Source organism: Arthrobacter echini, from assembly GCF_004803505.1.
Taxonomy (GTDB): Bacteria; Actinomycetota; Actinomycetes; order Actinomycetales; family Micrococcaceae; genus Arthrobacter_D; species Arthrobacter_D echini.
The window spans coordinates 439,337-462,663 of record NZ_SSWH01000001.1 but is presented as its reverse complement, the minus strand read 5'-3'; the positions used below and the strand labels follow the sequence as shown (position 1 = coordinate 462,663).

Here is a 23,327-nt window from a genome sequence, read left to right as displayed (position 1 = left end):
GCGCATGAGGACCGCCATGTCATCTACGTCTCCTGCAAAAGCTTCGGGCAGCACTGATCCGGAGCTCAGAGCCGGGCAACTGCGCAATCTGATCCTCGCCACGCTTGCATCCACAGTCGGTTTCTGGGCCTGGACGATCGTGGGCCCGCTTTCCAGGCGTTATGCCCAGGCAATGGAGCTCGATGCAACCCAGACCGCCATCCTGGTGGCCATGCCGATCCTCGTCGGCTCCGTCTTCCGGGTACCCGTGGGGGCTCTGACCGACCGCTACGGGGGACGGGTGATGTTCACGGTCATCCTCGGCATGACGGCCCCGCTGGTACTGGTCATCGGAGTGGTCGGGCAACTGAACAGCTTCGGGCTGCTCGTGGCTGCGGCGTTCTTCCTCGGCATCGCCGGCACGGTCTTCGCCATCGGCATCCCTTTCTGCTCCGCCTGGTACGAGTCCCACCGCAAGGGCTTCGCCACCGGTGTCTTCGGTGCCGGCATGATCGGCACCGCCGTCTCGGCGTTCCTCACCCCCCGTCTCGTAGCCGGAATCGGATACCTGGGCACGCATATCACCGTCGCCGTGCTCGTCGCCCTCATGGCACTGGTCTGCTGGCTGCTACTGCGCGACTCACCGGTGCAGGCCGCCAAGACCCCCGAGCCGGTCCTGCCGAAGATCAGCCACGCCTTCACCCTGACGGTGACCTGGCAGCTGTGCTTCCTCTACGCAGTGGTGTTCGGAGCGTTCGTGGCCTTCTCCAACTACCTGCCGACCTATCTCGACAATGTGTACGGTTTCGACGCCACCGCCGCCGGCACCCGCACCGCAGGCTTCGCGCTGGCCGCCGTCATCGCCCGTCCCATCGGCGGGATCCTCGCCGACAGGATCGGGCCCAGGGCCGTCACGGTGGCATCCCTGAGCGGTACGGCGGTGCTCGCCATGATCGTGGCCTTCCAGCCAGGGCAGGAACGCGTCTACGGGCCCGTCTTCCTTCTCATGGCCCTCTTCCTCGGGCTGGGCACCGGTGGGGTCTTCGGCTGGGTGGGGAGAGCAGCTCCGGCCAAGGACGTCGGCACCATCGGCGGGATCATCGCCGCTGCCGGCGGTCTGGGCGGATACTTCCCACCGCTGGTCATGGGCGCCACCTACAACCCCGAGAACAGCAGCTACTTCGTCGGCCTGACACTGCTGGCAGGATTCGCAGTTCTGTCCTTGTTGCTCTCCTTCACCGTGCGTAACGGCGGAAGGACCGACTCGCGAGACCGTCCGTGAGCTCAGCGCGCGCCACGTCGATGATGCTACGTTTACTCGACATCGTGCTCCGCGGCCCCTGTGCCGCGCACTGTCCACAAGGGAGTCAGTATGGATGCAGAACCACGCCACGTGGTCGTCATGGGGATCTCCGGTTCCGGCAAGACCACCATCGCCACCCACCTGGCACGAACTCTCAACTGGACCTTCGCCGAGGCGGACGAGTTTCACTCCGCAGCGAACATCGAGAAGATGACCTCCGGGATACCACTGACCGATGAGGACCGCTGGCCCTGGCTGGAGTCGATACGCGAATGGCTGACGGAGCAGGCGCAGGCCGACACCAGCACCGTCATCACGTGTTCGGCCCTGCGGCGCGTGTACCGCGACATCCTCACGCAGGCGGCGGGTGAGGTTTCGTTCGTCCATCTGATCGCCGACACAGACCTCATCCTCGACCGCATGAAGACCCGCAGCGGCCACTTCATGCCGCAGTCGCTCCTGCCCTCCCAGCTCAGCACGCTCGAACCACTGGAGTCCGATGAGCAGGGCATCAGGATCGTGAACACCGGGACCCCCGACGACGTGATCGCCGAGGTGATCGACCAGCTCGGGCTCGAGCACTCGAGCCCCTCGTCGCAATCGTCGGAGGAGACGGCATGACCGTCGAAGGCTGGACCCAGAGCCTGAGCGCCGGTCCTCTCCTGCTGATCGCCCTCGCGGCGATCCTCGTCCTGTTGTTCCTGATCATCAAGCTGCGACTCCACGCGTTCGTGGCCCTGATCCTCATCAGCCTGGTGACGGCCTTCGCCACGGGCATCCCGACGTCACAGATCATCACCGTCCTGGTCGGCAGTTTCGGTTCCACCCTCGGCGCTGTGGCCCTTCTCGTGGGGCTCGGTGCCATGCTCGGCCGCCTCGTCGAGACCAGTGGCGGCGCGAAGGTGCTCGCCGACCAGCTCATCAGGGCCTTCGGTGAGAAGCGGGCTCCACTCGCACTCGGCGTCGCCTCCCTGGTCTTCGGCTTCCCCATCTTCTTCGACGCCGGACTCGTGGTCATGCTGCCGATCGTCTTCTCGATCGCCCGCCGCCTCGGCGGAGGAGTCCTGCGGTACGGGCTCCCGGCCGCAGGCGCCTTCTCGGTCATGCACATCTTCGTTCCACCGCACCCGGGACCGGTCGCCGCCTCGGCGTTCTTCGGCGCGAATGTCGGCTTCGTCATCATCGTCGGCCTGCTCGCCGCCATCCCGACCTGGTACGTGACCTCCTACCTGTACGGGATCTGGGTCGGCAAGAAGTACGTTCTCCCCGTTCCGGAACTCCTCGGCGCCGCCGACGAGCACGCCGAGGCCAATCCCCCGAAGTTCGGCACGGTCGTCGGGATCCTCCTGCTCCCCCTCGTGCTGATCTTCCTCAACACCGGGCTGAACACCGTGGCGAACTCGGGCTCGGGCAATGAGGATCTGACGGACCAGGCCTGGTTCCAGGTGCTCAGGACGCTCGGTGAGACACCGGTGGCCCTGCTCATCTCCCTGCTCGTCGCCTCGTACGTCCTCGGACGCAGGCGCGGGATCGACAAGACGGTTCTGGAGAGCACCCTGGAGTCCGCACTCGGACCGGTGGCCTCCGTCATCCTCATCACCGGCGCCGGCGGCATGTTCGGCGGCGTGCTGCGCACCAGCGGGATCGGTGACGCCCTCGCGGATGTCCTCGGCGACCTCGGCATCCCACTGATCCTCGCGGGCTTCCTGATCGCAGCGATCCTGCGCATCGCCCAGGGCTCGGCGACCGTGGCGCTGACGACGGCGTCCGGACTCATCTCCCCCGCCATCCTCGCGGGTGACTACAACGCGTTCCAGCTCGCAGCACTCGTGGTCGCCGTCGCCGGTGGCTCCGTGGTGGCCAGCCACGTGAACGACTCGGGCTTCTGGCTCGTGGGGCGCTTCCTGGGCATGGACGTCAAGACCACGCTGAAGACATGGACGGTCATGGAGACCACGATCGGCGTCATGGGCTTCGCCATCGCCGCCGTGGTGTTCGCCCTCGCCTCGACCGGCTGACGCGGGCTCAGTCACAGCAGCGCCGCGAGCGAGCGGCCCACGGTGCGACCGGAGAAGATGCACCCGCCGAGGAAGGTGCCCTCCAGTGCGTTGTACCCGTGGGCGCCGCCTCCCCCGAAGCCGGCGGCCTCACCCGCGGCATACAGGCCGTGGATCGGCGCTCCTGCGGCGTCGAACGCCCGGCCGGTCAGATCGGTCTGGATGCCGCCGAGGGTCTTCCGGGTGATGACGTGCAGCTTCACCGCGATCAGGGGTCCCGCGGCCGGATCGAGGATCCTGTGGGGACCGGCCGTCCTGGTCAGTCTGTCGCCGAGGAACCTGCGCGAGTTGTGGATGCTCATCACCTGGACATCCTTCGAGTAGGGGTTGTCCAGCTGGGCATCGCGCTGGACGATCTGACGCTCGATCGACTCGTGGTCGAGCAGGGCCGTATCGGTGAGCCGGTTCATGCCGGCGACGAGCCCGCGCAGCGTGTCGGAGACCACGAAGTCCTCGCCCCGGTCCTTGAACGCCTCGACGGGGGCCGGCGCGCCGCGACCCAGCCTGCTGCGCAGCAGCAGCCTGAGGTCCCGGTTCGTCAGATCGGGGTTCTGCTCCGAGCCCGAGAGCGCGAACTCCTTCTCGATCATCTTCTGCGTCAGGATGAACCACGAGTGGTCGTACCGGACCAGGTCCGGTGTGGTGCGCAGGAGCTTCAGCGTCCCGATGGTGTCGTGACCGGGCAGACCGGGCGCGGGCAGCCTCCGCCCCAGCGCGTCGAACCACATGGACGACGGTCCCGGCAGGATCCGGATACCGTGCTGCGGCCAGACCGGATCCCAGTTCCGCACGCCCTCGGTGTAGTGCCACATCCGATCACGATTGACCAGTCGGACCCCGGCGTCGGCGGCGATGTCGAGCATGCGTCCGTCCACATGCTGCGGAACCCCGGTGATCATGGTCGACGGCGGCGTGCCCAGGCGTGTCGGCCACCACTTCCGGATCTGCTCGTGATTCCCGCCGATGCCTCCGCTGGCGACCACCACCGCCTGGGCCCGCAGCTCGAACGCGCCGACGGCGTCCCGATTCGAGGTGATGCCCCGCTCGACGTCGTCCGGAGCCAGGACCGTCCCGTGGACCCCGGTGACGGTGGAGCCGTCCATCACGAGGCCGTCCACCCGATGACGGAAACGGAGGCTCAGCGAGCCCTCCTCCGCGGCCGCCCGGGCCTTGTCGGCGAAGGGCTCACAGATGCCCGTCCCCGTACCCCAGGGGACATGGAATCTGGGGACCGAGTTGCCGTGTCCGGCCGCCGAGCCGTTGCCGCGCTCGGCCCAGCCCACCAGCGGGGTGAACTTCACGCCCTGCTCCTGGAGCCACGGACGCTTGTCGCCGGCGGCGAACTCGACGTACGCACGTCCCCACTGCTGCGCCCACTCGTCCTCGGGGAGCTCACCGTCGAGACGGTCCCAGCCCGCCGATCCCTGCCAGTCCTGCCAGGCCAGATCGAACGAATCCCTCACGCCGAGCCGCCGCTGCATCGGGGTGTCGACCAGGAAGATCCCCCCGAAGGACCAGAACGCCTGCCCGCCGAGATTACGGGCGTTCTCCTGTTCCACCATGACGACCTTCCTGCCCGCCCGGATCAGCTCGTTGCCGGCAACGAGTCCGGCGAGTCCTGCACCGATGATGATGACGTCAGCGTCCATGCCGTGTGCTCCCGCTTCCCTTGTTCGTCCTGCCCTTCTTCGTGCCCTTCTTCGTGCCCTTCTGCCCCGCTCCGCCCCGGTCGGCGGTCTTCTGCGCGGCGGTCTTCCTCGCCGCAGTCTTCTGCGCCGCCGTCTTCTTCTGGGTCTTCTGCATCTCCCGCCGGGAGGGTTGCCGCGAGCTCTGCGCCGTCCGCCCGCGGACTATGCCGACGAACTCCTCGACGTCGTCGGACTCGTCCTCCACCCGCCATGCAATGCCGATGGTCGTCACCGGCAGACCCGGAACCGGCCGGTGCACCGCGTCCCTGCGTGCGTGCAGCCGGGCGAGGGACATGGGCAGGACGACGACTCCCGCACCGGAGGCCGCCACCTCCACGGCGTTCCTCGGCCCACCGCAGTCCCCGATATCGAGCAGGGTCTGCCCCTCGAGCTCCTCGAGCGGCACCTCGTCGTAGAGCGAGAGCTCGTTCTCGCGCGACATGACCACCACGGGTCGTTCCTCGTAGAGGGGGATCAGGTGCAGGCCGGTGCGGTCCACCGGCAACCGGACGAAGACGACGTCGTCGGATCCGTTCCGCAGGGCATGCAGCGCGTCCTCGTCGCGCTCGTGGAGCTCCAGGGGTACCTCGGGATGCCGCTCGCGCCACCTGGCCACCCACTTGCCGGGGGTCACACCCGGCACGAAGCCGACGGACAGGACTCGGGGCTGATCGCTGGGCATCTGCTCACAGTAGTGCCCGGGCACGACCGTAAGCTGGGTGCATGACTCCCGCGAAATCCCCCCAGACCCTCAAACCCGCCACGGCGGCCAAGAAGCTGGGGATCTATCTGCCGGCCACGCCCCGGGACTTCCAGGAGACCGGGCTGACGCGCGCGGAGTTCGACGAACTGCAGCGCACGCCCCCGGAATGGCTCGCGGAGCTGCGCCGCACGGGTCCCCACCCACGCCCCGTCGTCGCGCAGAAGCTCGGCATCTCCATCAGCGGTCTGGCGCGTGGTGGACTGACGGAGCCCCTGACGAGCGAGCAGATCACCGCCCTGCTGCAGGACCCACCGGCCTGGCTGGTCGGCGAGCGCGCCACGCAGGCGGCCGTCCGTAGCGAGGCAGCGAGGATCAGGGAACGCGACGCTGCGCGCAGGGCCTCCGACACCTGAGCACCACGGGACCAGCTGTACCGGACGCTCACCACCGATTGACTTAATCGAACACGTCTTCGAATATTGGGGGGTGACGCCTCCAGCTGCCGGCCATGACCTCGAGTGGGATGATCCTCCCGTCGAGGGCGCCTCACGCGCCGTACCGGACGGTCGTCGCGGAGCATCCGATGTCGCGCGCGATCTGCAGGCCCGCATCAACAGCATGCAGGCCGCCACGCTGGATTCCCGACGCATGCCCACGGTGCCGGCCCTTGCCAGGATCCTGCCCGGCGGTGGTCTCCAGTCCGGGAGCTCGTACGCGGTACGGAACTCCTGCACCCTTGCCATGGCGCTGCTCGCCGGTCCTTCCGCGACGGGCGCGTGGTGCTGCGTCATCGGGGTGCCGGACTTCAGTGCCGAAGCGGCGCAGGGCCTGGGCATCAACCTCGAGCGGCTCATCCTGATCCCCGATCCCGGAAGCCAGTGGCTCTCCGTCACGGCAGCCCTCGTGGATGTGGTGTCCGTCGTGCTGGTCCGCGCCCCCGACCACCTCGCGCCCAGCGAGTGGGCACGCCTGAAGGCGCGCCTGCGCCAACGGGGTGCGGCGCTGATCACCCTCGGTGCCTGGAAGCAGAGCGACTCCACGCTCGGGGTGGCCGAGAGCGCGTGGGAGGGCCTCGGCGCGGGTACCGGCCACCTGAGGACACGCCGCATGAAGATCACTGCCACGCAACCCTCCGGCCGGCTGCGTCATGCCTATGTGGGACTGGACGATCTGCAGGGCACCACGGACAGCACCGGGTTCGGCGACCACTCCGCATCCCGTTCCTTCGACTCCGTCGGCCCCGTCGCAGCTGCCGTCGCAGCTACCGACAGGTCCGCCACTTCCCTGTTCGAACCCCGGCTTATGAAGTCCTCGTGATGCCCACCGTGCCCGCAACAACCGTCGCCACCCGGACCATGCTGTTCTGGTGCCCGGACTGGCCCGTGACCGCAGCGCTGCGCGAACACGCACTGCCCGCGGACACCGCTCTCGTCCTCGTGGACCGCGGAGAGGTCTTCGCGTGTTCTCCCGCGGCCCGCCAGGACGGCGTGAGGCGGGGACTGCGCATCAGGGAGGCCCAGGCCCGCAGTGCCGGACTGGTCTCGCTCGCCTACGATTCCTCACTCGATGAACGCGCCTTCGAGCCCGTGATCGCCGCGGTCGAGACCATCATGCCCGGTGTGCAGGTGATCCGCCCGGGACTGTGCGCCATCCGGGTCAAGGGGCCCTCGCGCTACTACGGCAGCGAGGAAGGAGCCGCCGGCGTCGTCATCGACACCCTTGCCGCCATCGGCCTCACCGATGTGCGGATCGGCATCGCCGACGGCCCGTTCGCCGCCGAGCAGGCGGCCAGGGCCACGGACCAGCTCGACGACGACGACGCCCCGCTCGTCGTCATCCCGTCCGGTGGCTCACCCTGGTTCCTCAGCAGCTATCCGCTGGAGGTCCTCGACCAGCCGAAACTCACGGTGCTCCTCAGGCGGCTCGGGATCCGCTCCCTGGGGGACTTCGCGGCACTCAGGGCCTCCGACGTCCGGAACCGCTTCGGCCTCGAGGGCGCCATCGCCCACCGTCAGGCGAGCGGACTCGATCATCACGACGTCGTCGCCCGCACGCCCCCACCCCACCTGGACGCCGTCGCCGACTTCGAGCCGCCGCTGGTCCGCATCGACCAGCTCGCGTTCACCATGCGAGCCCACGCCGGTGCGTTCATCGGTGCCCTGCGCGAGGCCGGACTGGTCTGCACGGCGGTGCACGTGGCGCTGCACACGGAATCGGGCGAGGTCTCCGAACGCCGGTGGCAGCATCCGCGCTGGTTCGACGCCGACGACGTCGTGGACCGTGTGCGCTGGCAGCTGCAGGGGACCAATGCCTCCGATCATGGTCTGACCTCCGGTATCACCCGGGTGCACCTGGTACCCGATGTCGTCGAGGACCTCGCCGACCACGCCGACGGCCTGTGGGGAACAGGACCGGACGAGAGCATCCACCACGGTCTGGCCCGGGTACAGGGCATGCTGGGTCACGGGGCCGTCCTCACCGCGGTCATCGCCGGCGGGCGGCTCCTGGCGGACCGCCGCGTCCTCATCCCCTGGGGCGATGCCCCCACCGGGTCGGACCGCGTGTCCCGGCAGACGTCCGTGAAGGAGCGGAACCAGCCCTGGCCCGGCAGACTGCCGGGCCCCGCCCCCGCCACGGTGTTCGCCGAGCGCCGGGCCGCCGCCGTCGTCGACTCCCGCGGCAACCCGGTGGACGTGGATCGCCGCGGTCTGCTGAGCGCCGATCCTGCCTTCTTCAGCGCAGCGTCCGACGACGAGCGGCGGCCCGTGCACTCCTGGGCCGGCCCCTGGCCGATCAGTGAACGCTGGTGGGATCCGGCCGGGCGAGTGCTCCACCGCTTCCAGCTGGTGGACCGGTCGGGATCAGCCTGGCTGCTCCTGCTCGAGGACCACGCCTGGTGGGTGGAGGCCGGCTACGACTGACCAGTCCCGGGACAGTAGGGGCAGTGACAGCAGGAACAGGGACAGCAGGAACAGGGACAGCAGGAACAGGGACAGGGACAACGGGGACGGAGGACCATGGGCTGGAACAACCCACCCATCCCGTGGTCGGACTTCGAGCGGAATCTCTCCGCCACCCGGCCCGGCGCACCGCCCGTCGGCGCCGACGGCGGTGACAGTCCTGCATGGTCGCGGAAGCGTCTGCCCTACACGGCTCCCACGGAGATGCCCGCCCCGGAGGGCCCGGTGGTTCCGTACGCGGAACTGCATGCCCACTCCAACTTCAGCTTCCTCGACGGCGCCTCCAGCCCCGAGCACCTCGCCGAGGAGGCCCGGAGGCTCGGTCTCACCGGCATGGCACTGACCGACCACGATGGTCTGTACGGCGCTGTCCGCTTCGCCGAGGCCACCGAGAGGTACCCGGGTTTCTCGACCCTGTACGGCGCGGAGCTCTCCCTGGGACTGTCCGGACCCCAGAACGGGGCAGCAGATCCCGAGGGACAGCACCTCCTGGTCCTGGCTCGCGGAGCAGGCGGCTATCACCGCCTGTCCACGGCCATCACCGAGGCGCAGCTCGCTCCCGGTGCGGAGAAGGGCAGGCCCCGCTACGACCTGGAGCGTCTCGCCGGACACTCCGGAGGCCAGTGGATGATCCTCACGGGATGCCGGAAGGGATCGGTCCGCTCGGCGCTCATGGCTGGGGAAGCCGCAGCCGGGACCGAACTGCGCCGGCTCGTGGAACTGTTCGGCCCGGAGTGCGTCGCCGTCGAACTCATCGATCAGGGCAACCCCCTCGACACCGCGCACAATGACGCCCTGGCCGCTCTCGCCGCCCGCCTGTCCCTGCCCGTCGTGGCCACCAACAACGTCCACTACGCCACCCCGGACCAGCACAGGCTCGCCACCGCCCTGGCGGCGGTCAGGGCCCGCCGGAGCCTGGACCAGATGGACGGCTGGCTTCCCGCGGCCGGTTCCGCCCACCTGCGCAGCGGCGCGGAGATGCTGCGCAGATTCCGAAACTACCCCGGAGCCGTGGAGAGCACCGTGGACATCGCGGCGGAGCTGTCCTTCACCCTGCGCAGCGTCACGCCCGGCCTGCCGACCATCGAGCTGCCCGAGGGTCACACCCAGATGAGCTATCTCCGCCGGCTCGTCTGGCAGGGAGCCGACAAACTCTACGGGGGCCGGACCGATGTCCGCGAACGCATCGAGCGCGAACTGGAGGTCATCGAGGACAAGAACTTCCCGGGCTACTTCCTGATCGTCCACGATCTCGTGCAGTACGCCCGCCGTCACGGCATCCTGTGCCAGGGCCGGGGCTCCGCTGCCAACTCGGCGGTCTGCTATCTGCTGGAGATCACGGCCGTCGATTCCATCAAGTACCGGCTCCCCTTCGAACGCTTCCTCTCGAGTCTGCGGGACGAGGAACCGGACATCGACGTCGACTTCGACGCGGACCGGCGCGAGGAGGTCATCCAGTACGTCTACCGGAAGTACGGCCGCTTCAACGCCGCCCAGGTGGCCAACGTGATCACGTACCGGCCGAAGTTCGCCGTCCGTGACATGGCGAAGGCCCTCGGTCACAGCCCCGGTCAGCAGGACGCCTGGTCCCGGCAGATCGAGCGCTGGGGAGGTCTGGTCTCCAGTACCGACCACGACATCCCGGAGCCCGTGGTTACCCTGGCGCAGCAGGTACTGAAGTTCCCGCGTCATCTGGGCATCCACTCGGGCGGAATGGTGCTGACGGACCGGCCGGTGGGAGAAGTATGCCCGATCGAGCACGGACGGATGGAGGGGCGGACCGTCCTGCAGTGGGACAAGGACGACTGCGCCTGGATGGGACTGGTGAAGTTCGATCTGCTGGGCCTCGGCATCCTTGCGGCCATCCAGTACAACTTCGATCTCGTGGCGCGGCACTTCGGTGAGGAATGGGAACTGCACACCATCCCGAAGGAGGAGCAGGGCGTCTACGACATGCTGTGCTCCGCTGACTCGATCGGGGTCTTCCAGGTGGAGAGTCGCGCCCAGATGGGCATGCTCCCCCGCCTGCAGCCCCGTCAGTTCTACGATCTGGTGATCGAGGTGGCACTGGTCCGGCCCGGTCCCATCCAGGGCGGCGCCGTCCACCCGTACATCAAGCGGAAGATGGGCGAGGAGGAGGTGCGGTACATCCACCCGGAGCTCAAGCCGGTCCTGGAGCGGACACTCGGTGTTCCGCTCTTCCAGGAACAGCTGATGCAGATGGCCATGGTGGTGGGCGGCTGCACCGGCGCGGACGCCGATCTCCTGCGCCGTGCCATGGGATCGAAGCGGGGCGAGGAGCGGATCGACTCCCTCAGGGCCACGCTGTACGAGGGCATGGCAGCCAGGGGAATCACCGGGGAGACGGCGGACGCCATCTACAGCAAGATCCACGCGTTCGCGAACTTCGGATTCGCCGAGAGCCACTCGATCAGTTTCGCGTTGCTGGTCTACGTGAGCGCCTGGCTGCGTCTGCATTATCCGGGAGCGTTCCTCGCCTCGCTGCTGCGTGCGCAGCCCATGGGCTTCTACTCCCCGCAGACGCTCGTCGCCGATGCCCGACGGCACGGCGTCGTCGTCCTGCGGCCCGACATCCTGCTCTCCGGCGTGCACGCCGAACTGGAGCCACTCGCCGGATACGAGGCTCCCGCCGATCCTTCCCGGCGTACCACCGGCATGGACTGCTGTACCGAGAACGAGCAGGCCCCGGTCGGCTCCTTCGACCCGGACACGCCCTTCGACTCCACCCCCCACCGCCGCGACGGCAACCATGCGGTGCGGCTCGGACTGGCGAGTGTGGAATCCCTCGGGGTGAAGCTGGCCGAGAAGATCGTCGCCGAGCGTGACCGGGACGGGCCTTTCGAGGATCTCCCGGATCTGGCGCGACGGACCGGCGTCGATGCGGGCCAGCTCGAGGCCCTCGCCGCGTCGGGAGCCTTCGACTCCCTGGGTCTGACCCGCCGGGAGGCGCTGTGGCATGCCGGGCCGGCCTCCACGGAGCGTGCCGACCAGATCAGGGGGACCGCGGTCTACATCCAGCCCCCGCTGATGCCCGACCTCTCGGACATCGACAGGGTGGGCTCCGATCTCTGGTCCACCGGCATCACCCCGGACGACCACCCGATGCGTCATGTCAGGAGCAGGCTGATCCGCCGCGGGGTCCTGACCGCCCTGGAGCTGAGGACCGCGGAGTCCGGGCGGCGGATCGAGGTGGCAGGAGTCGTGACGCACCGGCAGAGACCGGCGACCGCGAGCGGCATCACCTTCATGAATCTCGAGGACGAAACCGGGCTGGTGAACATCATCTGCTCGGTGGGTCTCTGGCAGCGGCATCGCCGCGTTGCGCGGGAAGCGGGCAGTGTGGTGGTCCGCGGCATCCTCGAACGCTCGGCCGAAGGCGTCGTGAACGTGGTGGCGGACCGGATCGAGGCCCTCCGGCTCAGGGCCACCAGCAAGTCACGCGACTTCCGCTGACCCGCCTCCTGGACCCGGCGGCACGCTGACCCCCGACGACGACGAAGGGCCTCCGCTTTCGCGGAGGCCCTTCGTCGTGTCACACACTGTGCGCGAGGGGGGATTTGAACCCCCACACCCTTTCGGATACTGGCACCTGAAGCCAGCGCGTCTGCCGTTCCGCCACTCGCGCAATCTGAGATTCCAACCCCGCGCGCACGGCGCGATCATTGTGAACAGCAGAAACGAGCATAGCGGAGCACGGCGTCAATCGCCTAAACGCGATTGTGGACCGATCACGGACCTCCTGAGGACGGGCACCGGGTCGGCCGACGATCGTTGGAACAAAGCGACCCTCCGGGTAGCGTCCTGAAGCTCGTTCTCGGGGGCTCGCAGTAGTATCGGATGGAATACGCCCGGCTGGACCCTGCCATCGGGCAGGACCGGGCATGATCTGCGGTACAGCGCCGGCGGGGAAGCACACCACGGCAGAAGCAGCAGCAGACGACAGAAGAAGGAGGTATGCGATGGGTATTCTCGACAACGTCGAACGTGGGCTCGAGAAACTCGTCCGCGGTGCCTTCTCCACAGGCTCACACTCCCAGGTGCAGCCCATCGAGCTCGCCAGTGCTCTCCGTAAGGAACTCGACAACCGCTCCCTCGTCCTCTCGCAGGGACGCACTCTTGCACCGAACGTCTTCGCCGCGCGCCTGTCCGACTCCGACTTCAACCTGGCGCAGCAGTGGGGTTCCGCCCTCGCCGAAGAGCTCTGCGACGTCGTCATAGCGCACGCCACCACCCAGCAGTACAGCCTGCAGGGTCCGGTGCGTGTCTCCTTCGAGCACGATCCCGAGCTCAGAGCCGGCGTCTTCGAGATCGATTCGTCCATCGAGAAGGTGGCCGCTTCCCACCGGTCCCCGGCTCCCGAAGGACCCGCAGCTCCCCGGAACCAACCAGCGCGCTACCACCCGGTCCTCGAGATCGACGGTCAGCAGTACTTCATCACCTCCGGCTCCGTCGTGCTGGGTCGCTCGTCCGAGGCCGACATCCTCATCGATGACACGGGTGTCTCCCGTCGGCATCTCGAGATCCGCACCGAGAACGGGCGTGTCTACGCCGTCGACCTCGGCTCGACCAACGGGAGCTACGTCGACGGCCAGCGCGTCACGGACCGGGCGGAGCTCGACGACGGATCGTCCATCTCCCTGGGACGGTCCCGGCTGACGTTCCGCCTGGTCCCCGCACAGAGCGGCGGACAGCGATGAGCGATGTCGGTGAACTCACCGTCACCCTGTTGCGCTTCGGATTCCTGATCCTGCTCTGGATCCTGGTGCTGAGTACCGTGGGGGCGCTGCGACGCGATCTCGTGGTGGGCCGCCGCAACAGGGTGGGCACGCCGACGGCACGGGAGGTCCGCAGGAACCCGGAGCTCGTGGAGCAGCCTGCGCCCGTCCGCACCGCCGCCCGGCAACTGGTCGTCACCGAAGGACCGCTCGCCGGAACCGTGCTGGAACTCGCCGCGAGTCCCATTCTCCTCGGCCGCGCACAGGAATCGTCCCTGGTCCTCGAGGACGACTATGCGTCCGGGCGGCATGCGCGCCTGTTCCCGCAAGGGAGCCGATGGTTCATCGAGGATCTCGGCTCCACGAACGGAACGTACCTGGGCGGCCAGCAGCTGACCCGCGCACTGCCCGTCGAACCGGGAGTGCCGATCCGGATCGGTAAGACCGTCATCGAGCTGAGGCCCTGAGCATGGGGCTTGCCCTGGCATTCGCGGCACGTTCCGACGTGGGCATGGTGCGTGCGAAGAATGACGACTCGGCCTATGCGGGTCGTTACCTGGCCGTCGTCGCCGATGGAATGGGTGGCCATGCCGGGGGCAACGTCGCCTCCGCGTCGACCGTCCTCGACCTGATACACCTCGATCACGAGGGACATGGTGGACACGCCGGCACGCATCTGGCGGACGAGATCCAGACCGCCAACTCGCTGCTCTCCGAACTCGTGGGGACGAATCCACAGCTCGCAGGTATGGGGACCACGGCCACCGCCCTGCTGCTCGAGGACTCCACCCTGCAACTCGCCCACATCGGTGACTCACGCGCGTACCGTCTCAAGGACGGTGTCTTCGAACAGATCACGACGGATCACACCTTCGTGCAGCGACTCATCGACGAGGGCCGTCTCGCCCCGGAGGACGCCGAGATCCACCCGCACAAGAACGTACTGATGCGTGTTCTGGGCGACGTCGACGCGAGCCCCGAGCTCGATCTCGACCACTTCGATGCCTCCCCGGGCGAGCGTTGGCTGCTGTGCTCCGACGGTCTGAACGCGGTGCTCGGCGATCGAGTGGTGGAACAGGTGCTGCGCGAGGCCCCGGACATCAGGGAGGTGGTCAACACCCTCGTCGACCTGACGCTGGAAGGTGGCTCACCCGACAACATCACCGTCGTCGTCGTCGAGGTGATCGAGTACGACGGCGATGACGACGCCGCAGCGCTCGGAGCCCTGCCACCCGCCCGGCAGGCAGCAGGGGAACGGGACGAACCCGACACGCACACGGGGGGCACCGCACGCCCCGTGTCCGCGGACATCGACCACAAGGGGGACCTCCCGGGGACGGCCATCCGCGCGGATGTCATCCGGCAGGATCTGCTGACCAGACCGCACGTGCTGGTGGGTTCGGCTGCCCTCGCCACGGAGACGGGCCAGATCCCCATCGTGACCCAGCGGACCACCGAACGCCGGGCGGCGAAGATGCTGATGCGCCATCCGGACCAGGAACCCGATCAGCACACCGGTGACGAGGTCGAGGACGAGGCCCCTGCGCGCATACGGCGCTGGCTCGTGCCGACATTCCTCTCCCTGCTGACGCTGATCCTGGTCGCAGTTCTCGGGTTCGGGTACACCTGGACCCAGACGCGCTACTACGTGGCCGACGCCGACAATCGTGTCGCGATCTTCACGGGAGTACCGCAGTCGGTGGGACCGCTCAGTCTCGGAGACCTGTATCGGACCACGGACATCCCCGTCTCCAATCTGCCCGAGTACCAGCGCTCCCAGGTGCTCAATGCACTGCCGGCCGCCAGTCTGCGGGAGGCCGAGCGGATCGTCAGTGATCTCCGCGGTGAACTTCGTGCAGTCTCCTGCGAGCCGGGTAGCACCGGCACCGCATCGCCGGCTCCGGAGGACAGCAGGACGCCGAGCCCGGGTGCAACGCCATCCTCCAGCCCTTCGACGAGCACCTCGTCGAACCCGCCGGCAACACCGGGGGCGGGAGCGCGCGTCCCACCGGGTGCAACAGCCTCGTTCCCCGTCACGGACTGCGGAGGTGTCAGCGATGAGTGACGTGCTGACGGTTCCACGCTCGCGGCGTACCGTGGAATTCTTCCTGCTCCTGCTCGCACTCGTCGTCGGCGTCGGCGCGAACTACCTGGCGAATCTCGGTCGCGGTGAACCCGTGGACGACTACCTGCTGTCCGTGGCCCTCACCCTCGGACTCATGGGTCTGTTCGTCCACGTCATCCTGCGTTTCCGGGCAAAGTATGCCGATCCGGTGATCCTTCCCATCGTGGTCGCCCTGAACGGGATCGGGCTGGCCATGATCCACCGGCTGGATCTGTCGGCGGTAGCGGTGAATCCTGATTTCACCCCGGTGGCTCCCCAGCAGGTGCTGTGGACCATCGTGGCCGTCGGTGCGGCGGCTGCTCTCCTGATCCTGCTGCGCGATCACAGGCTCCTTCCCCGATTCACCTACACCTCGCTCGTCGTCAGCGCGATCCTGCTCCTGCTGCCCCTCATGCCGCCGCCGATCGGCCTGGAGATCAACGGCGCGAGGATCTGGATCTCGGTCGGCTTCGGCACCTTCCAGCCGGGCGAGATCGCCAAGATCACCCTTGCAATATTCTTTGCCGGTTATCTGTCCACCAATCGTGATCTGATCCTGCTCGCAGGCAAGAAGATCGGGCCGCTCCAGCTCCCCCGCTTCAGGGATCTGGCGCCGATGGCTGCCGCCTGGGTGGTCAGCATCGGCGTGCTGATCTTCCAGCGCGATCTGGGCTCGTCGATCCTCTTCTTCGGTCTCTTCATGGTGATGATCTACGTGGCGACGAGCCGTGTCAGCTGGGTTCTGATCGGACTGGCGATGATCGCGGTGGGTGTGTTCGTCGCACTCGAACTCTTCAGTCATGTGGCCCTCCGCTTCGACTCGTGGATCAATGCCTTCGACCCGGAGGTCTACAACAGGACACCCGGGGGCAGCGGGCAGGTCGTCCAGGGCCTCTTCGGCCTGGCCGACGGCGGTCTCCTCGGCACCGGTCTCGGCGGCGGCCGACCCGATCTCGTCACCTACGCCAACAGCGACATGATCATCGCGGCCCTGGGCGAGGAGCTCGGGCTGATCGGCATCGTCGCTATCGTCATGCTCTACGTCATCCTCGTCTCCCGGGGCATCAGGGCAGCGCTGGGCACCAAGGACGGGTTCGGGAAGCTGCTCGCGTGCGGGCTCTCCTTCACGATCGCGCTCCAGTGCTTCGTGGTCATCGGCGGCATCACGCGCCTGATCCCACTGACCGGACTCACCACTCCCTTCATGTCGGCCGGCGGCTCCTCGCTGCTCGCGAACTGGCTGATCGTGGCCCTGCTCCTGCTCATCTCCGAAACCGCACGGCGACCTACCGTGAGCGCGCCGATGAAGAATTCCTTCCCCGAGCCCGTCGGCGTCACCGGGAAGCTCGGCAGGACACGGTCCGCGAAGGGGGCGAGGGGATGAACCAGGCCATCCGGGGAGCGTGGATCGTCATGATCGGCATGTTCACCCTCGTTCTCGGGTCCCTGACGTACGTGCAGTTCTTCGAGGCCGCCGAGCTCACTGCCAATCCGTGGAACAACCGGCAGCTCTACCAGGACTACGGCCGCCAGCGCGGCGCGATTCTCGTGGACGGGCGCGCTGTCGCCCAATCCGTCCCGTCGAACGACCAGTTCAACTATCAGCGCGTCTACGACGAAGGCCCCCTGTACGCACATCTGACCGGTTTCTACTCGCTCTCGCTCGGCTCCACCCAGCTCGAGGACGCGGAATCGGAGATCCTCGCCGGCACCAGCAGCTCCATGTTCTACGACCGCATGGTGAGCCTGTTCTCCGGCGCCGAAGCCGGGGGCGCCTCCGTGGAACTCACGATCGATCCCGAGCTCCAGCGGCTCGCCTGGGATCTCATCCCGGACGGCCAGCGCGGGTCCATCGTGGTCATGGAGCCCTCCACGGGGAACGTCCTCGCGATGGTCTCGAAACCCTCGTACGATCCGAATCTGCTCTCGGGTCACGACACCTCGATCGTCATGGACAATCTCGCCGTGCTCTCGGAGCAGCCCGGCCTGTCGGTGTACCTGAACCCGGCTACGGAATCACTCGTGGCACCCGGCTCCGTCTTCAAGCTCATCGACGCCGCGGCGGCGCTGGAGTCCGGCGACTACGACGCCGGGTCCGAGATCCCCAATCCTCCTGCCCTGGAGTTCCCCGGCATCGACTACACCCTTCCGAACTTCGTCTCCGGCGGCTGCGCCAGCAGGCCGACGGCGGATCTCGAGTTCGCGCTGGAGCAGTCGTGCAACACCGCGTTCGCGCAGATCGCCCTGGATCTCGGTGAGGAAGCCATCCGGGAACAGGCCGAACAGTTCGGATTCGGTGAGGAGTTGTTCATTCCCACCCGGGTCCTTCCGAGTACGTTCCCGACGGAGCTCACGGACCCCGAACTGGCCCAGTCAGCCGTGGGCCAGTTCGACACGCGTGTGACTCCGCTGCAGATGGCCATGGTGGCGGCTGCCATCGCCAATGACGGGCAGCAGATGAAACCGCAGCTCGTCTCGTCGATCAGGGCGGCGGACCTCGAGTTGATCGAGTCCCCGCAGCCGGAAGTGCTGCGGCAATCGGTGAGCAGGGACACGGCGGACCAGCTCACGGAGTGGATGGTCAATGTCGTGGACAACGGCACGGCCACCGGAGCGCAGATCGCAGGTGTCCGGGTCGCAGGCAAGACGGGAACCGCGGAGGTCACCGACAGCGGTGACAATGCCTGGTTCACGGGCTTCGCACCGGCGGACGACCCGCAGGTGGCCGTATCGATCGTGATGGAGAACGTGGACATCCCCACTGGTCAGCAATTGACCTCACCCAGTGCCCGACGACTCATGGAGGCGGTGTTGAACAGATGAGGCCCACGTCAGGAATCACCCTGGGCGGCAGATTCGAACTGACCGAGCGCATCGCCATAGGCGGTATGGGCGAAGTCTGGAAAGCGCGTGACCGCATCCTCGGGCGCGTCGTCGCGATCAAGATCCTCAAGGAGGAGTACTCGGGCGACCCCGCATTCCTGAACCGCTTCCGGGCGGAGGCCCGCCACACCGCGCTGCTCAACCATGAGGGAATCGCGAACGTCTTCGACTACGGCGAGGAAGGCGGCTCCGCCTACCTGGTGATGGAGCTGGTTCCAGGGCAGCCGCTGTCGGCCGTCATCGAGAAGGAGCAGGTGCTCTCGCCCGATCGGACCCTGTCCATCATCGGCCAGACGGCGACGGCTCTCGCCGTCGCGCACCGGCAGGGCCTGGTCCACCGTGACGTGAAGCCCGGCAACATCCTCGTGATGCCGGACAACCGGGTGAAGATCACCGATTTCGGGATAGCCCGTCTGGCCGACCAGGTACCGCTGACAGCTACCGGACAGGTGATGGGCACAGCCCAGTACCTCGCCCCGGAGCAGGCGACCGGCCAGCCCGCAACGGGGTCCTCGGACATCTATGCGCTCGGCGTGATCGGCTACGAGCTGCTGGCCGGGCGGCGTCCCTTCTCCGGCGAATCGCAGATCGCCATCGCACTCGCCCAGGTCAACGACGCGCCACCACCACTGCCGGAGTCGATCCCGCGACCGGTGCAGGCCCTCATCGGTTCCATGCTGGCGAAGAATCCGGCCGATCGCCCGGCCGACGCGGAGGCACTGGCACGGGCTGTGGATGCCATCCGTGCCGGTGACATCCACGCGGCAGAGGCGGCCGTCCCCGGCATGCGTGCCTTCGGCGGCGGCGCGGACATCCCGACGGTAGCCGTGCAACGGCAGAACACACAGGCGACGACGGCCCTTCCCGCGCCGACGACGTCGGCCCTGCCGACCGTGGCTGCCCCTGCCACCGCAGGAATTGCTGCCTCCCGTGACTGGTCGCAGGAGGACGCCGTCACCCCGGAACCGGCGCGGTCCTACGCCCGTGACGAGGCGAACACCCGCAGCCCCTGGCTCATACCGCTGATCGTGCTGCTCCTGCTCGCTCTCGGCGCCATCGCGTTCCTGATGTTCGAGCCGCTGTTCGCCGGCGAGGACACTTCGGATGTGCCGACGGAATCGAGCACCTCCGCACCGAGGACACCTTCGGGCGACCCGACGACGGAGGAACCGAGCGAAGACCCGACAGAAGAGCCGAGTGCGGACCCGGAGGAGGACCCGAGTGCGGACCAGGCGGAGGACCCGGCGGAGGACCCGAGCACGGGCCCGACGGAGGCCGAGCGGATCGTCGTCAATCCGAACGCCTACCTTGGCCGCCCCGTGGCTGATGTGACTGCCGAACTCGGCAGGCTCGGATTCGAGGTGACGAGGGCATCAGCGCCGTCCGACGACGTCGCCGAAGGCCTTGTCACGGGTATCGACCCTGCTGGCACTCTCAGTCGGGGGGACACCATCACGCTCACGGTGTCGTCCGGACCCACCACCCCCGAGGCGCCCGAGAGCGTGACCGTTCCGGCCGGCCTGCAGGGACGGACCGTTGCCGACGTGGAGCAGCTCCTCGTGGACCTCGGCCTTGTCGCCGTCAATGCCGGGACCGAGGAGTCCGGTCAGCCCGAAGGCACGGTGGTTCGGGTGGAACCCGCAGCCGGTTCCGCGCTGGATACAGGATCCACTGTCAGCTACTTCGTCTCGTCCGGCCCCCCGGGTCCCGAGGAACCCGTCGAACCCGAAGAGCCCGCCGAACCCACGCCGAGCGCAGAGCCGACCTCCGAGTAGGAGCCTGCCCGGCCTCGAGCCCCCGGGCCGGGACGTCGGCCCGCGCCGATACGCGGAGCCGATACGGACCGGGAACCGGCAGGGCTCAGCGCGCGATGAGCGGGCTGAGCCCTGCCGCCGTCTCCGCTGCACCCTCGAGCCCCAGGGACTCCAACCAGTTCCCCAGCAGCTGGTAGCCACCCTCGGTGAGCACCGACTCGGGGTGGAACTGGACGCCGCTGAGCGGAGCCGTCGAGTGTTCCAGCCCCATGATGATGCCGCTCGCCGTGCGCGCCGTGACGACCAACTCGGTCGGCACATCGTCGCTGACTGCAGCCAGCGAGTGATAGCGGGTGGCCGTCATCGGCGAGGCAAGACCGGCGAACACACCTGTGGCATCGTGCTCGACGAGAGATGTCTTGCCGTGCATCAGCTCCGGTGCGTGCGTGACGGTTCCGCCGAAGGCTTCGGCGAGTGCCTGGTGACCGAGGCACACCCCGAGCATGGGTTTGTCATGGTCCCCGCACCACTTGATGAGATCGACGCAGACGCCGGCTTCCGCCGGGGTACCCGGGCCGGGAGAGATCAGGACGCCGTCACGGGAAGCGGCCATGCCCTGCGCTTCAGCGAGGCTCACGTCGTCGTTGCGGACGACGGTCGTCTCGGCGCCGAGCTCCTGCAGGTAGCCGACCAGTGTGTAGACGAAGCTGTCGTAGTTGTCGACGATGAGAATTCGGATTGTGTCAGCCATGAGCCAGGGGAACCAATCGTTGAAACAGTGGGCGGGACGAACCAGGAGGACGGACCACCGGGGTTGTCCGAACGAACAGTCCGTCCGATTATCCCCCGTCCTTCGCATGGAACCGTTCATCGTCACATACGGTCCGTGACGACCGGATCGTGGGGCGGGCAGCGGTGCGTCCGGGCATGGCCGGGCATCAGGCGCCGTGCACCGCAGGTGTTGGCTAGAATCTTCAGGAGAACCGGGAGGCCGGGTCTTCCTCGACGGACCTCCGGGTCCCGGAGACCTGTCGCCGGGCCAAGAAGATCCATGAGACCACCGGCGCAGTTGATCCACGACTGAGCCTCGTTGAGGAGTATCCGTGCCAGAGTCGAAACGCCGCAAGAGAACCAGGTCCGGAGCGACCGCCGTGCGGTCCTCGGAGCCCAAGCCGAACCCGGTCTGGTACAAGCCGGTGATGTTCGGTCTGATGATCGTCGGTCTGCTCTGGATCATCACTTTCTATATTTCCGAGCAACGCTTCCCGGTGGAGGCATGGGGATCATGGAACATCATGGTCGGGTTCGGTGTGGCGATCGTCGGGTTCCTCATGACCACCCGGTGGCGGTGAGCTGCGCGAGGACGACCTCCCGTTCGAAGCCAGCTGTACACACCGTGTGCATGGTCTTATCCACAGCTGTGCAGAAAACGGTCGAGAATCGGAGCGGAAGCTGCGGTTCTGCGGCACAGCTTATCCACAGCTGTGGAATTACATGTGTGTAAGTTATCCCCGCTGTGGATAACTGCTGTGGATGATGTCGTGAGGGGCCGGTTCTGTATGAACCGGCCCCTCACCGACGATGGTTCAGCTTCAGGCTCAGTACACCTGGGCAGGAAGGAGAACGACTCCCGCGAAGGTCAGGAGGCCGAGTACTGCCACGACGCCTGAAAGGCCTGACCACTGGACGACCGCCTGCCGTCGACCACGCGGGGCATATGCGATGATCGCCGCGCAGGCCGCTCCGGTCAGCATACCCCCGAGGTGCGCCTCCCACGCTATGCCCGGTACCACGAACCCGAGCACGGCGTTGATGGCGATGAGGACGACGATCTGCCGCACATCGCCCCCTCGCTTCCGCTGGACGATGAACAGGGCTCCGAACAGACCGAACACCGCTCCTGAGGCCCCTACTACGCCCTGGAGCGGATTCGGGCTCAGCAGCAGTACTCCGACCGACCCGCCCAGGGCCGCGATCAGGTACAACCCGGTGAAACGGGCGATGCCCATGGCAGGTTCGAGAACCTTCCCCAGGATGTACAGCGCATACATGTTGAAGGCGATGTGCAGGAAGGAGCCCTGGGAGTGCAGGAAAGCGGCCGTCAGCATGCGCCAGGGCTGAGCGGGAACAGCGCCCTCGAGCCCGGCCGTGAACACCGGGGCATACAGGAGGGACCTGGTCAGGCCCGGCACCACGAGCTGCAGCAGGAAGACCACCACGCACAAGCCGATGATCGTGTAGGTTGCCACCGGCACAGATCCGCGGGCGACCCCGCCGAAAGCATTCTTCCGCACAGGCGCGGTGGCGGCCTGCTCCCGCACGCAGTCGACACACTGGAATCCCACCGCGGCCGGCCGCTGGCATTGCGCACACGCCGGGCGGCCGCACCGCTGACACCTCACATAGCTGACGCGGTCCGGATGTCGTGGGCAGACCGGTATCTGCTGGCTACCCGTATCCGGCGCGGGAACACCGTAGGACATCCGGTCAGAGCTGCTCTACCGTGATGCTCTCGATCACGACGTCGTCGAGCGGCTTGTCCCGCATGTCAGTGGGGATCGAGTTCAGCTTGTCGACCACGGCGCGGGATTCCTCGTCGGTGACGTCCCCGAAAATGGTGTGCTTGCCCTGCAACCAGGTGGTGGGCACCGAGGTGATGAAGAACTGCGACCCATTGGTGCCGCGCCCTCCCTGGAGTCCGGCATTCGCCATGGCGAGCTTGTACGGCTCGTTGAAGGTCAGGTCCGGATTGATCTCGTCATCGAACTGGTAGCCAGGACCGCCGGTACCCTGTCCGAGGGGATCGCCACCCTGGATCATGAAGTCCTTGATGATGCGGTGGAAGATGGTTCCGTCGTAGAGCGGCGCACTGCTCTGCTCGCCGGTCTTCGGATGGGTCCAGGTCGTCTCGCCCGTGGCGAGGCCGGTGAAGTTCTCGACCGTCCTGGGAGCGTGGTTACCGAAGAGATTCACCAGGATGTCGCCCTGGTTCGTGTGGATGGTCGCTTTAGCTGTTGGAATAGCACTCATTGGTCCATCCTTTCACGCTGCGTCTGAGAAAAAGCTGGGGCGCCTGCATTCCGCGCACAGTGAAAAGCAGGTTTCGGTGGACATGAGCAGCGATTCCGGATAGCACGCCCTGACTATGCAACGTAGGCTG

19 protein-coding genes and 1 tRNA gene are annotated in these 23,327 nt (G+C 67.3%); 14 read left to right on the top strand and 6 right to left on the bottom strand.

Going from position 1 to position 23,327, the window contains the following annotated elements; translation table 11 throughout:
- The first annotated feature begins 16 nt into the window (after positions 1–16).
- The 3 genes from E8P82_RS02240 (at position 17) to E8P82_RS02230 (ending at position 3,300) form a co-directional block, all read left to right on the top strand.
- Entirely contained in the window at positions 17–1,261 is a 1,245-nt protein-coding gene (locus E8P82_RS02240; RefSeq protein WP_136452834.1) for an MFS transporter, read from the top strand.
- 90 nt (positions 1,262–1,351) lie between these two features.
- Complete coding sequence (locus E8P82_RS02235) at positions 1,352–1,903, top strand: gluconokinase (RefSeq protein WP_136452833.1); 552 nt, start codon at positions 1,352–1,354, stop codon at positions 1,901–1,903.
- Entirely contained in the window at positions 1,900–3,300 is a 1,401-nt protein-coding gene (locus E8P82_RS02230) for a GntP family permease (protein ID WP_136452832.1), read from the top strand. The genes E8P82_RS02235 and E8P82_RS02230 overlap by 4 nt, the downstream gene beginning before the upstream one ends.
- 11 nt (positions 3,301–3,311) lie before the next feature.
- Here E8P82_RS02230 and E8P82_RS02225 read toward each other — a convergent pair whose 3' ends face one another.
- Together E8P82_RS02225 and E8P82_RS02220 are read right to left on the bottom strand one after the other, a co-directional pair.
- The gene (locus E8P82_RS02225) at positions 3,312–4,988 is read right to left on the bottom strand and encodes an FAD-binding dehydrogenase (protein ID WP_136452831.1); all 1,677 of its coding nucleotides are present in this window, start codon (positions 4,986–4,988) and stop codon (positions 3,312–3,314) included.
- A complete protein-coding gene (locus tag E8P82_RS02220) occupies positions 4,978–5,709 on the bottom strand; it encodes a LysR family transcriptional regulator substrate-binding protein (RefSeq protein WP_136452830.1) in 732 nt (243 codons plus the stop codon). Before E8P82_RS02220 ends, E8P82_RS02225 begins: the two co-directional genes overlap by 11 nt.
- A gap of 41 nt (positions 5,710–5,750) precedes the next feature.
- On the opposite strand from E8P82_RS02220, the gene E8P82_RS02215 reads away from it, so the two are divergent.
- The 4 genes from E8P82_RS02215 (at position 5,751) to E8P82_RS02195 (ending at position 12,164) form a co-directional block, all read left to right on the top strand.
- The gene (locus E8P82_RS02215; RefSeq protein ID WP_136452829.1) at positions 5,751–6,143 is read left to right on the top strand and encodes a DUF5997 family protein; all 393 of its coding nucleotides are present in this window, start codon (positions 5,751–5,753) and stop codon (positions 6,141–6,143) included.
- Between the two features lie 73 nt (positions 6,144–6,216).
- Positions 6,217–7,047 carry a hypothetical protein gene (locus E8P82_RS02210; protein WP_136452828.1) on the top strand — a complete coding sequence of 277 codons (831 nt, stop codon included), beginning with the start codon at positions 6,217–6,219 and terminating at the stop codon, positions 7,045–7,047.
- A complete protein-coding gene (locus E8P82_RS02205) occupies positions 7,047–8,651 on the top strand; it encodes a DNA polymerase Y family protein (protein WP_136452827.1) in 1,605 nt (534 codons plus the stop codon). The genes E8P82_RS02210 and E8P82_RS02205 overlap by 1 nt, the downstream gene beginning before the upstream one ends.
- A gap of 96 nt (positions 8,652–8,747) precedes the next feature.
- The gene (locus tag E8P82_RS02195) at positions 8,748–12,164 is read left to right on the top strand and encodes an error-prone DNA polymerase (RefSeq protein WP_136452825.1); all 3,417 of its coding nucleotides are present in this window, start codon (positions 8,748–8,750) and stop codon (positions 12,162–12,164) included.
- 89 nt (positions 12,165–12,253) lie between these two features.
- Here the strand turns inward: E8P82_RS02195 and E8P82_RS02190 are convergent.
- A tRNA-Leu gene (locus E8P82_RS02190) sits at positions 12,254–12,336 on the bottom strand.
- A 334-nt stretch (positions 12,337–12,670) separates the two neighbouring features.
- Here E8P82_RS02190 and E8P82_RS02185 point away from each other — a divergent pair.
- The 6 genes from E8P82_RS02185 to E8P82_RS02160 are packed head-to-tail and all read left to right on the top strand — an operon-like array spanning position 12,671 to position 20,188.
- The gene (locus E8P82_RS02185; RefSeq protein ID WP_136452824.1) at positions 12,671–13,408 is read left to right on the top strand and encodes an FHA domain-containing protein; all 738 of its coding nucleotides are present in this window, start codon (positions 12,671–12,673) and stop codon (positions 13,406–13,408) included.
- On the top strand, positions 13,405–13,893 hold the full coding sequence (locus E8P82_RS02180) for an FHA domain-containing protein FhaB/FipA (RefSeq protein ID WP_136452823.1): 489 nt from the start codon (positions 13,405–13,407) through the stop codon (positions 13,891–13,893). Before E8P82_RS02185 ends, E8P82_RS02180 begins: the two co-directional genes overlap by 4 nt.
- Before the next feature lie 2 nt (positions 13,894–13,895).
- Complete coding sequence (locus E8P82_RS02175; protein WP_246020884.1) at positions 13,896–15,491, top strand: PP2C family protein-serine/threonine phosphatase; 1,596 nt, start codon at positions 13,896–13,898, stop codon at positions 15,489–15,491.
- Positions 15,484–16,914 (top strand): FtsW/RodA/SpoVE family cell cycle protein, encoded by a 1,431-nt coding sequence (locus E8P82_RS02170; protein WP_136452822.1) that lies wholly within the window; start codon positions 15,484–15,486, stop codon positions 16,912–16,914. The genes E8P82_RS02175 and E8P82_RS02170 overlap by 8 nt, the downstream gene beginning before the upstream one ends.
- The gene (locus E8P82_RS02165) at positions 16,911–18,353 is read left to right on the top strand and encodes a peptidoglycan D,D-transpeptidase FtsI family protein (protein ID WP_136452821.1); all 1,443 of its coding nucleotides are present in this window, start codon (positions 16,911–16,913) and stop codon (positions 18,351–18,353) included. The genes E8P82_RS02170 and E8P82_RS02165 overlap by 4 nt, the downstream gene beginning before the upstream one ends.
- A complete protein-coding gene (locus E8P82_RS02160; protein ID WP_136452820.1) occupies positions 18,350–20,188 on the top strand; it encodes a protein kinase domain-containing protein in 1,839 nt (612 codons plus the stop codon). Before E8P82_RS02165 ends, E8P82_RS02160 begins: the two co-directional genes overlap by 4 nt.
- A gap of 85 nt (positions 20,189–20,273) precedes the next feature.
- Here the strand turns inward: E8P82_RS02160 and E8P82_RS02155 are convergent, their stop codons facing one another.
- Positions 20,274–20,918, bottom strand: a complete 645-nt coding sequence (locus E8P82_RS02155) for an anthranilate synthase component II (protein WP_136452819.1) — start codon at positions 20,916–20,918, stop codon at positions 20,274–20,276.
- A 352-nt stretch (positions 20,919–21,270) separates the two neighbouring features.
- Between E8P82_RS02155 and E8P82_RS02150 the strand changes: the two genes are divergently transcribed.
- Positions 21,271–21,519, top strand: coding sequence for a cell division protein CrgA (locus E8P82_RS02150; RefSeq protein WP_136452818.1), 249 nt, complete (start codon positions 21,271–21,273; stop codon positions 21,517–21,519).
- Between the two features lie 246 nt (positions 21,520–21,765).
- On the opposite strand, the gene E8P82_RS02145 is transcribed toward E8P82_RS02150, so the two are convergent.
- Positions 21,766–22,416, bottom strand: coding sequence for a rhomboid family intramembrane serine protease (locus E8P82_RS02145; protein ID WP_342773210.1), 651 nt, complete (start codon positions 22,414–22,416; stop codon positions 21,766–21,768).
- Positions 22,417–22,654: 238 nt separating this feature from the next.
- A complete protein-coding gene (locus E8P82_RS02140; protein ID WP_136452816.1) occupies positions 22,655–23,197 on the bottom strand; it encodes a peptidylprolyl isomerase in 543 nt (180 codons plus the stop codon).
- Between the last annotated feature and the right edge of the window lie 130 nt (positions 23,198–23,327).

Bases quoted from the DNA above. Each gene is read 5' to 3' on its own strand.
- E8P82_RS02230 (WP_136452832.1), top strand. From the start codon at position 1,900: ATGACCGTCGAAGGCTGGACCCAGAGCCTGAGCGCCGGTCCTCTCCTG.
- E8P82_RS02140 (WP_136452816.1), bottom strand. From the start codon at position 23,197: ATGAGTGCTATTCCAACAGCTAAAGCGACCATCCACACGAACCAGGGC.
- E8P82_RS02155 (WP_136452819.1), bottom strand. From the start codon at position 20,918: ATGGCTGACACAATCCGAATTCTCATCGTCGACAACTACGACAGCTTC.
- E8P82_RS02220 (WP_136452830.1), bottom strand. From the start codon at position 5,709: ATGCCCAGCGATCAGCCCCGAGTCCTGTCCGTCGGCTTCGTGCCGGGT.
- E8P82_RS02170 (WP_136452822.1), top strand. From the start codon at position 15,484: ATGAGTGACGTGCTGACGGTTCCACGCTCGCGGCGTACCGTGGAATTC.
- E8P82_RS02160 (WP_136452820.1), top strand. From the start codon at position 18,350: ATGAGGCCCACGTCAGGAATCACCCTGGGCGGCAGATTCGAACTGACC.
- E8P82_RS02235 (WP_136452833.1), top strand. From the start codon at position 1,352: ATGGATGCAGAACCACGCCACGTGGTCGTCATGGGGATCTCCGGTTCC.
- E8P82_RS02175 (WP_246020884.1), top strand. From the start codon at position 13,896: ATGGGGCTTGCCCTGGCATTCGCGGCACGTTCCGACGTGGGCATGGTG.
- E8P82_RS02165 (WP_136452821.1), top strand. From the start codon at position 16,911: ATGAACCAGGCCATCCGGGGAGCGTGGATCGTCATGATCGGCATGTTC.
- E8P82_RS02185 (WP_136452824.1), top strand. From the start codon at position 12,671: ATGGGTATTCTCGACAACGTCGAACGTGGGCTCGAGAAACTCGTCCGC.
- E8P82_RS02195 (WP_136452825.1), top strand. From the start codon at position 8,748: ATGGGCTGGAACAACCCACCCATCCCGTGGTCGGACTTCGAGCGGAAT.
- E8P82_RS02205 (WP_136452827.1), top strand. From the start codon at position 7,047: ATGCCCACCGTGCCCGCAACAACCGTCGCCACCCGGACCATGCTGTTC.
- E8P82_RS02215 (WP_136452829.1), top strand. From the start codon at position 5,751: ATGACTCCCGCGAAATCCCCCCAGACCCTCAAACCCGCCACGGCGGCC.
- E8P82_RS02225 (WP_136452831.1), bottom strand. From the start codon at position 4,988: ATGGACGCTGACGTCATCATCATCGGTGCAGGACTCGCCGGACTCGTT.
- E8P82_RS02180 (WP_136452823.1), top strand. From the start codon at position 13,405: ATGAGCGATGTCGGTGAACTCACCGTCACCCTGTTGCGCTTCGGATTC.
- E8P82_RS02240 (WP_136452834.1), top strand. From the start codon at position 17: ATGTCATCTACGTCTCCTGCAAAAGCTTCGGGCAGCACTGATCCGGAG.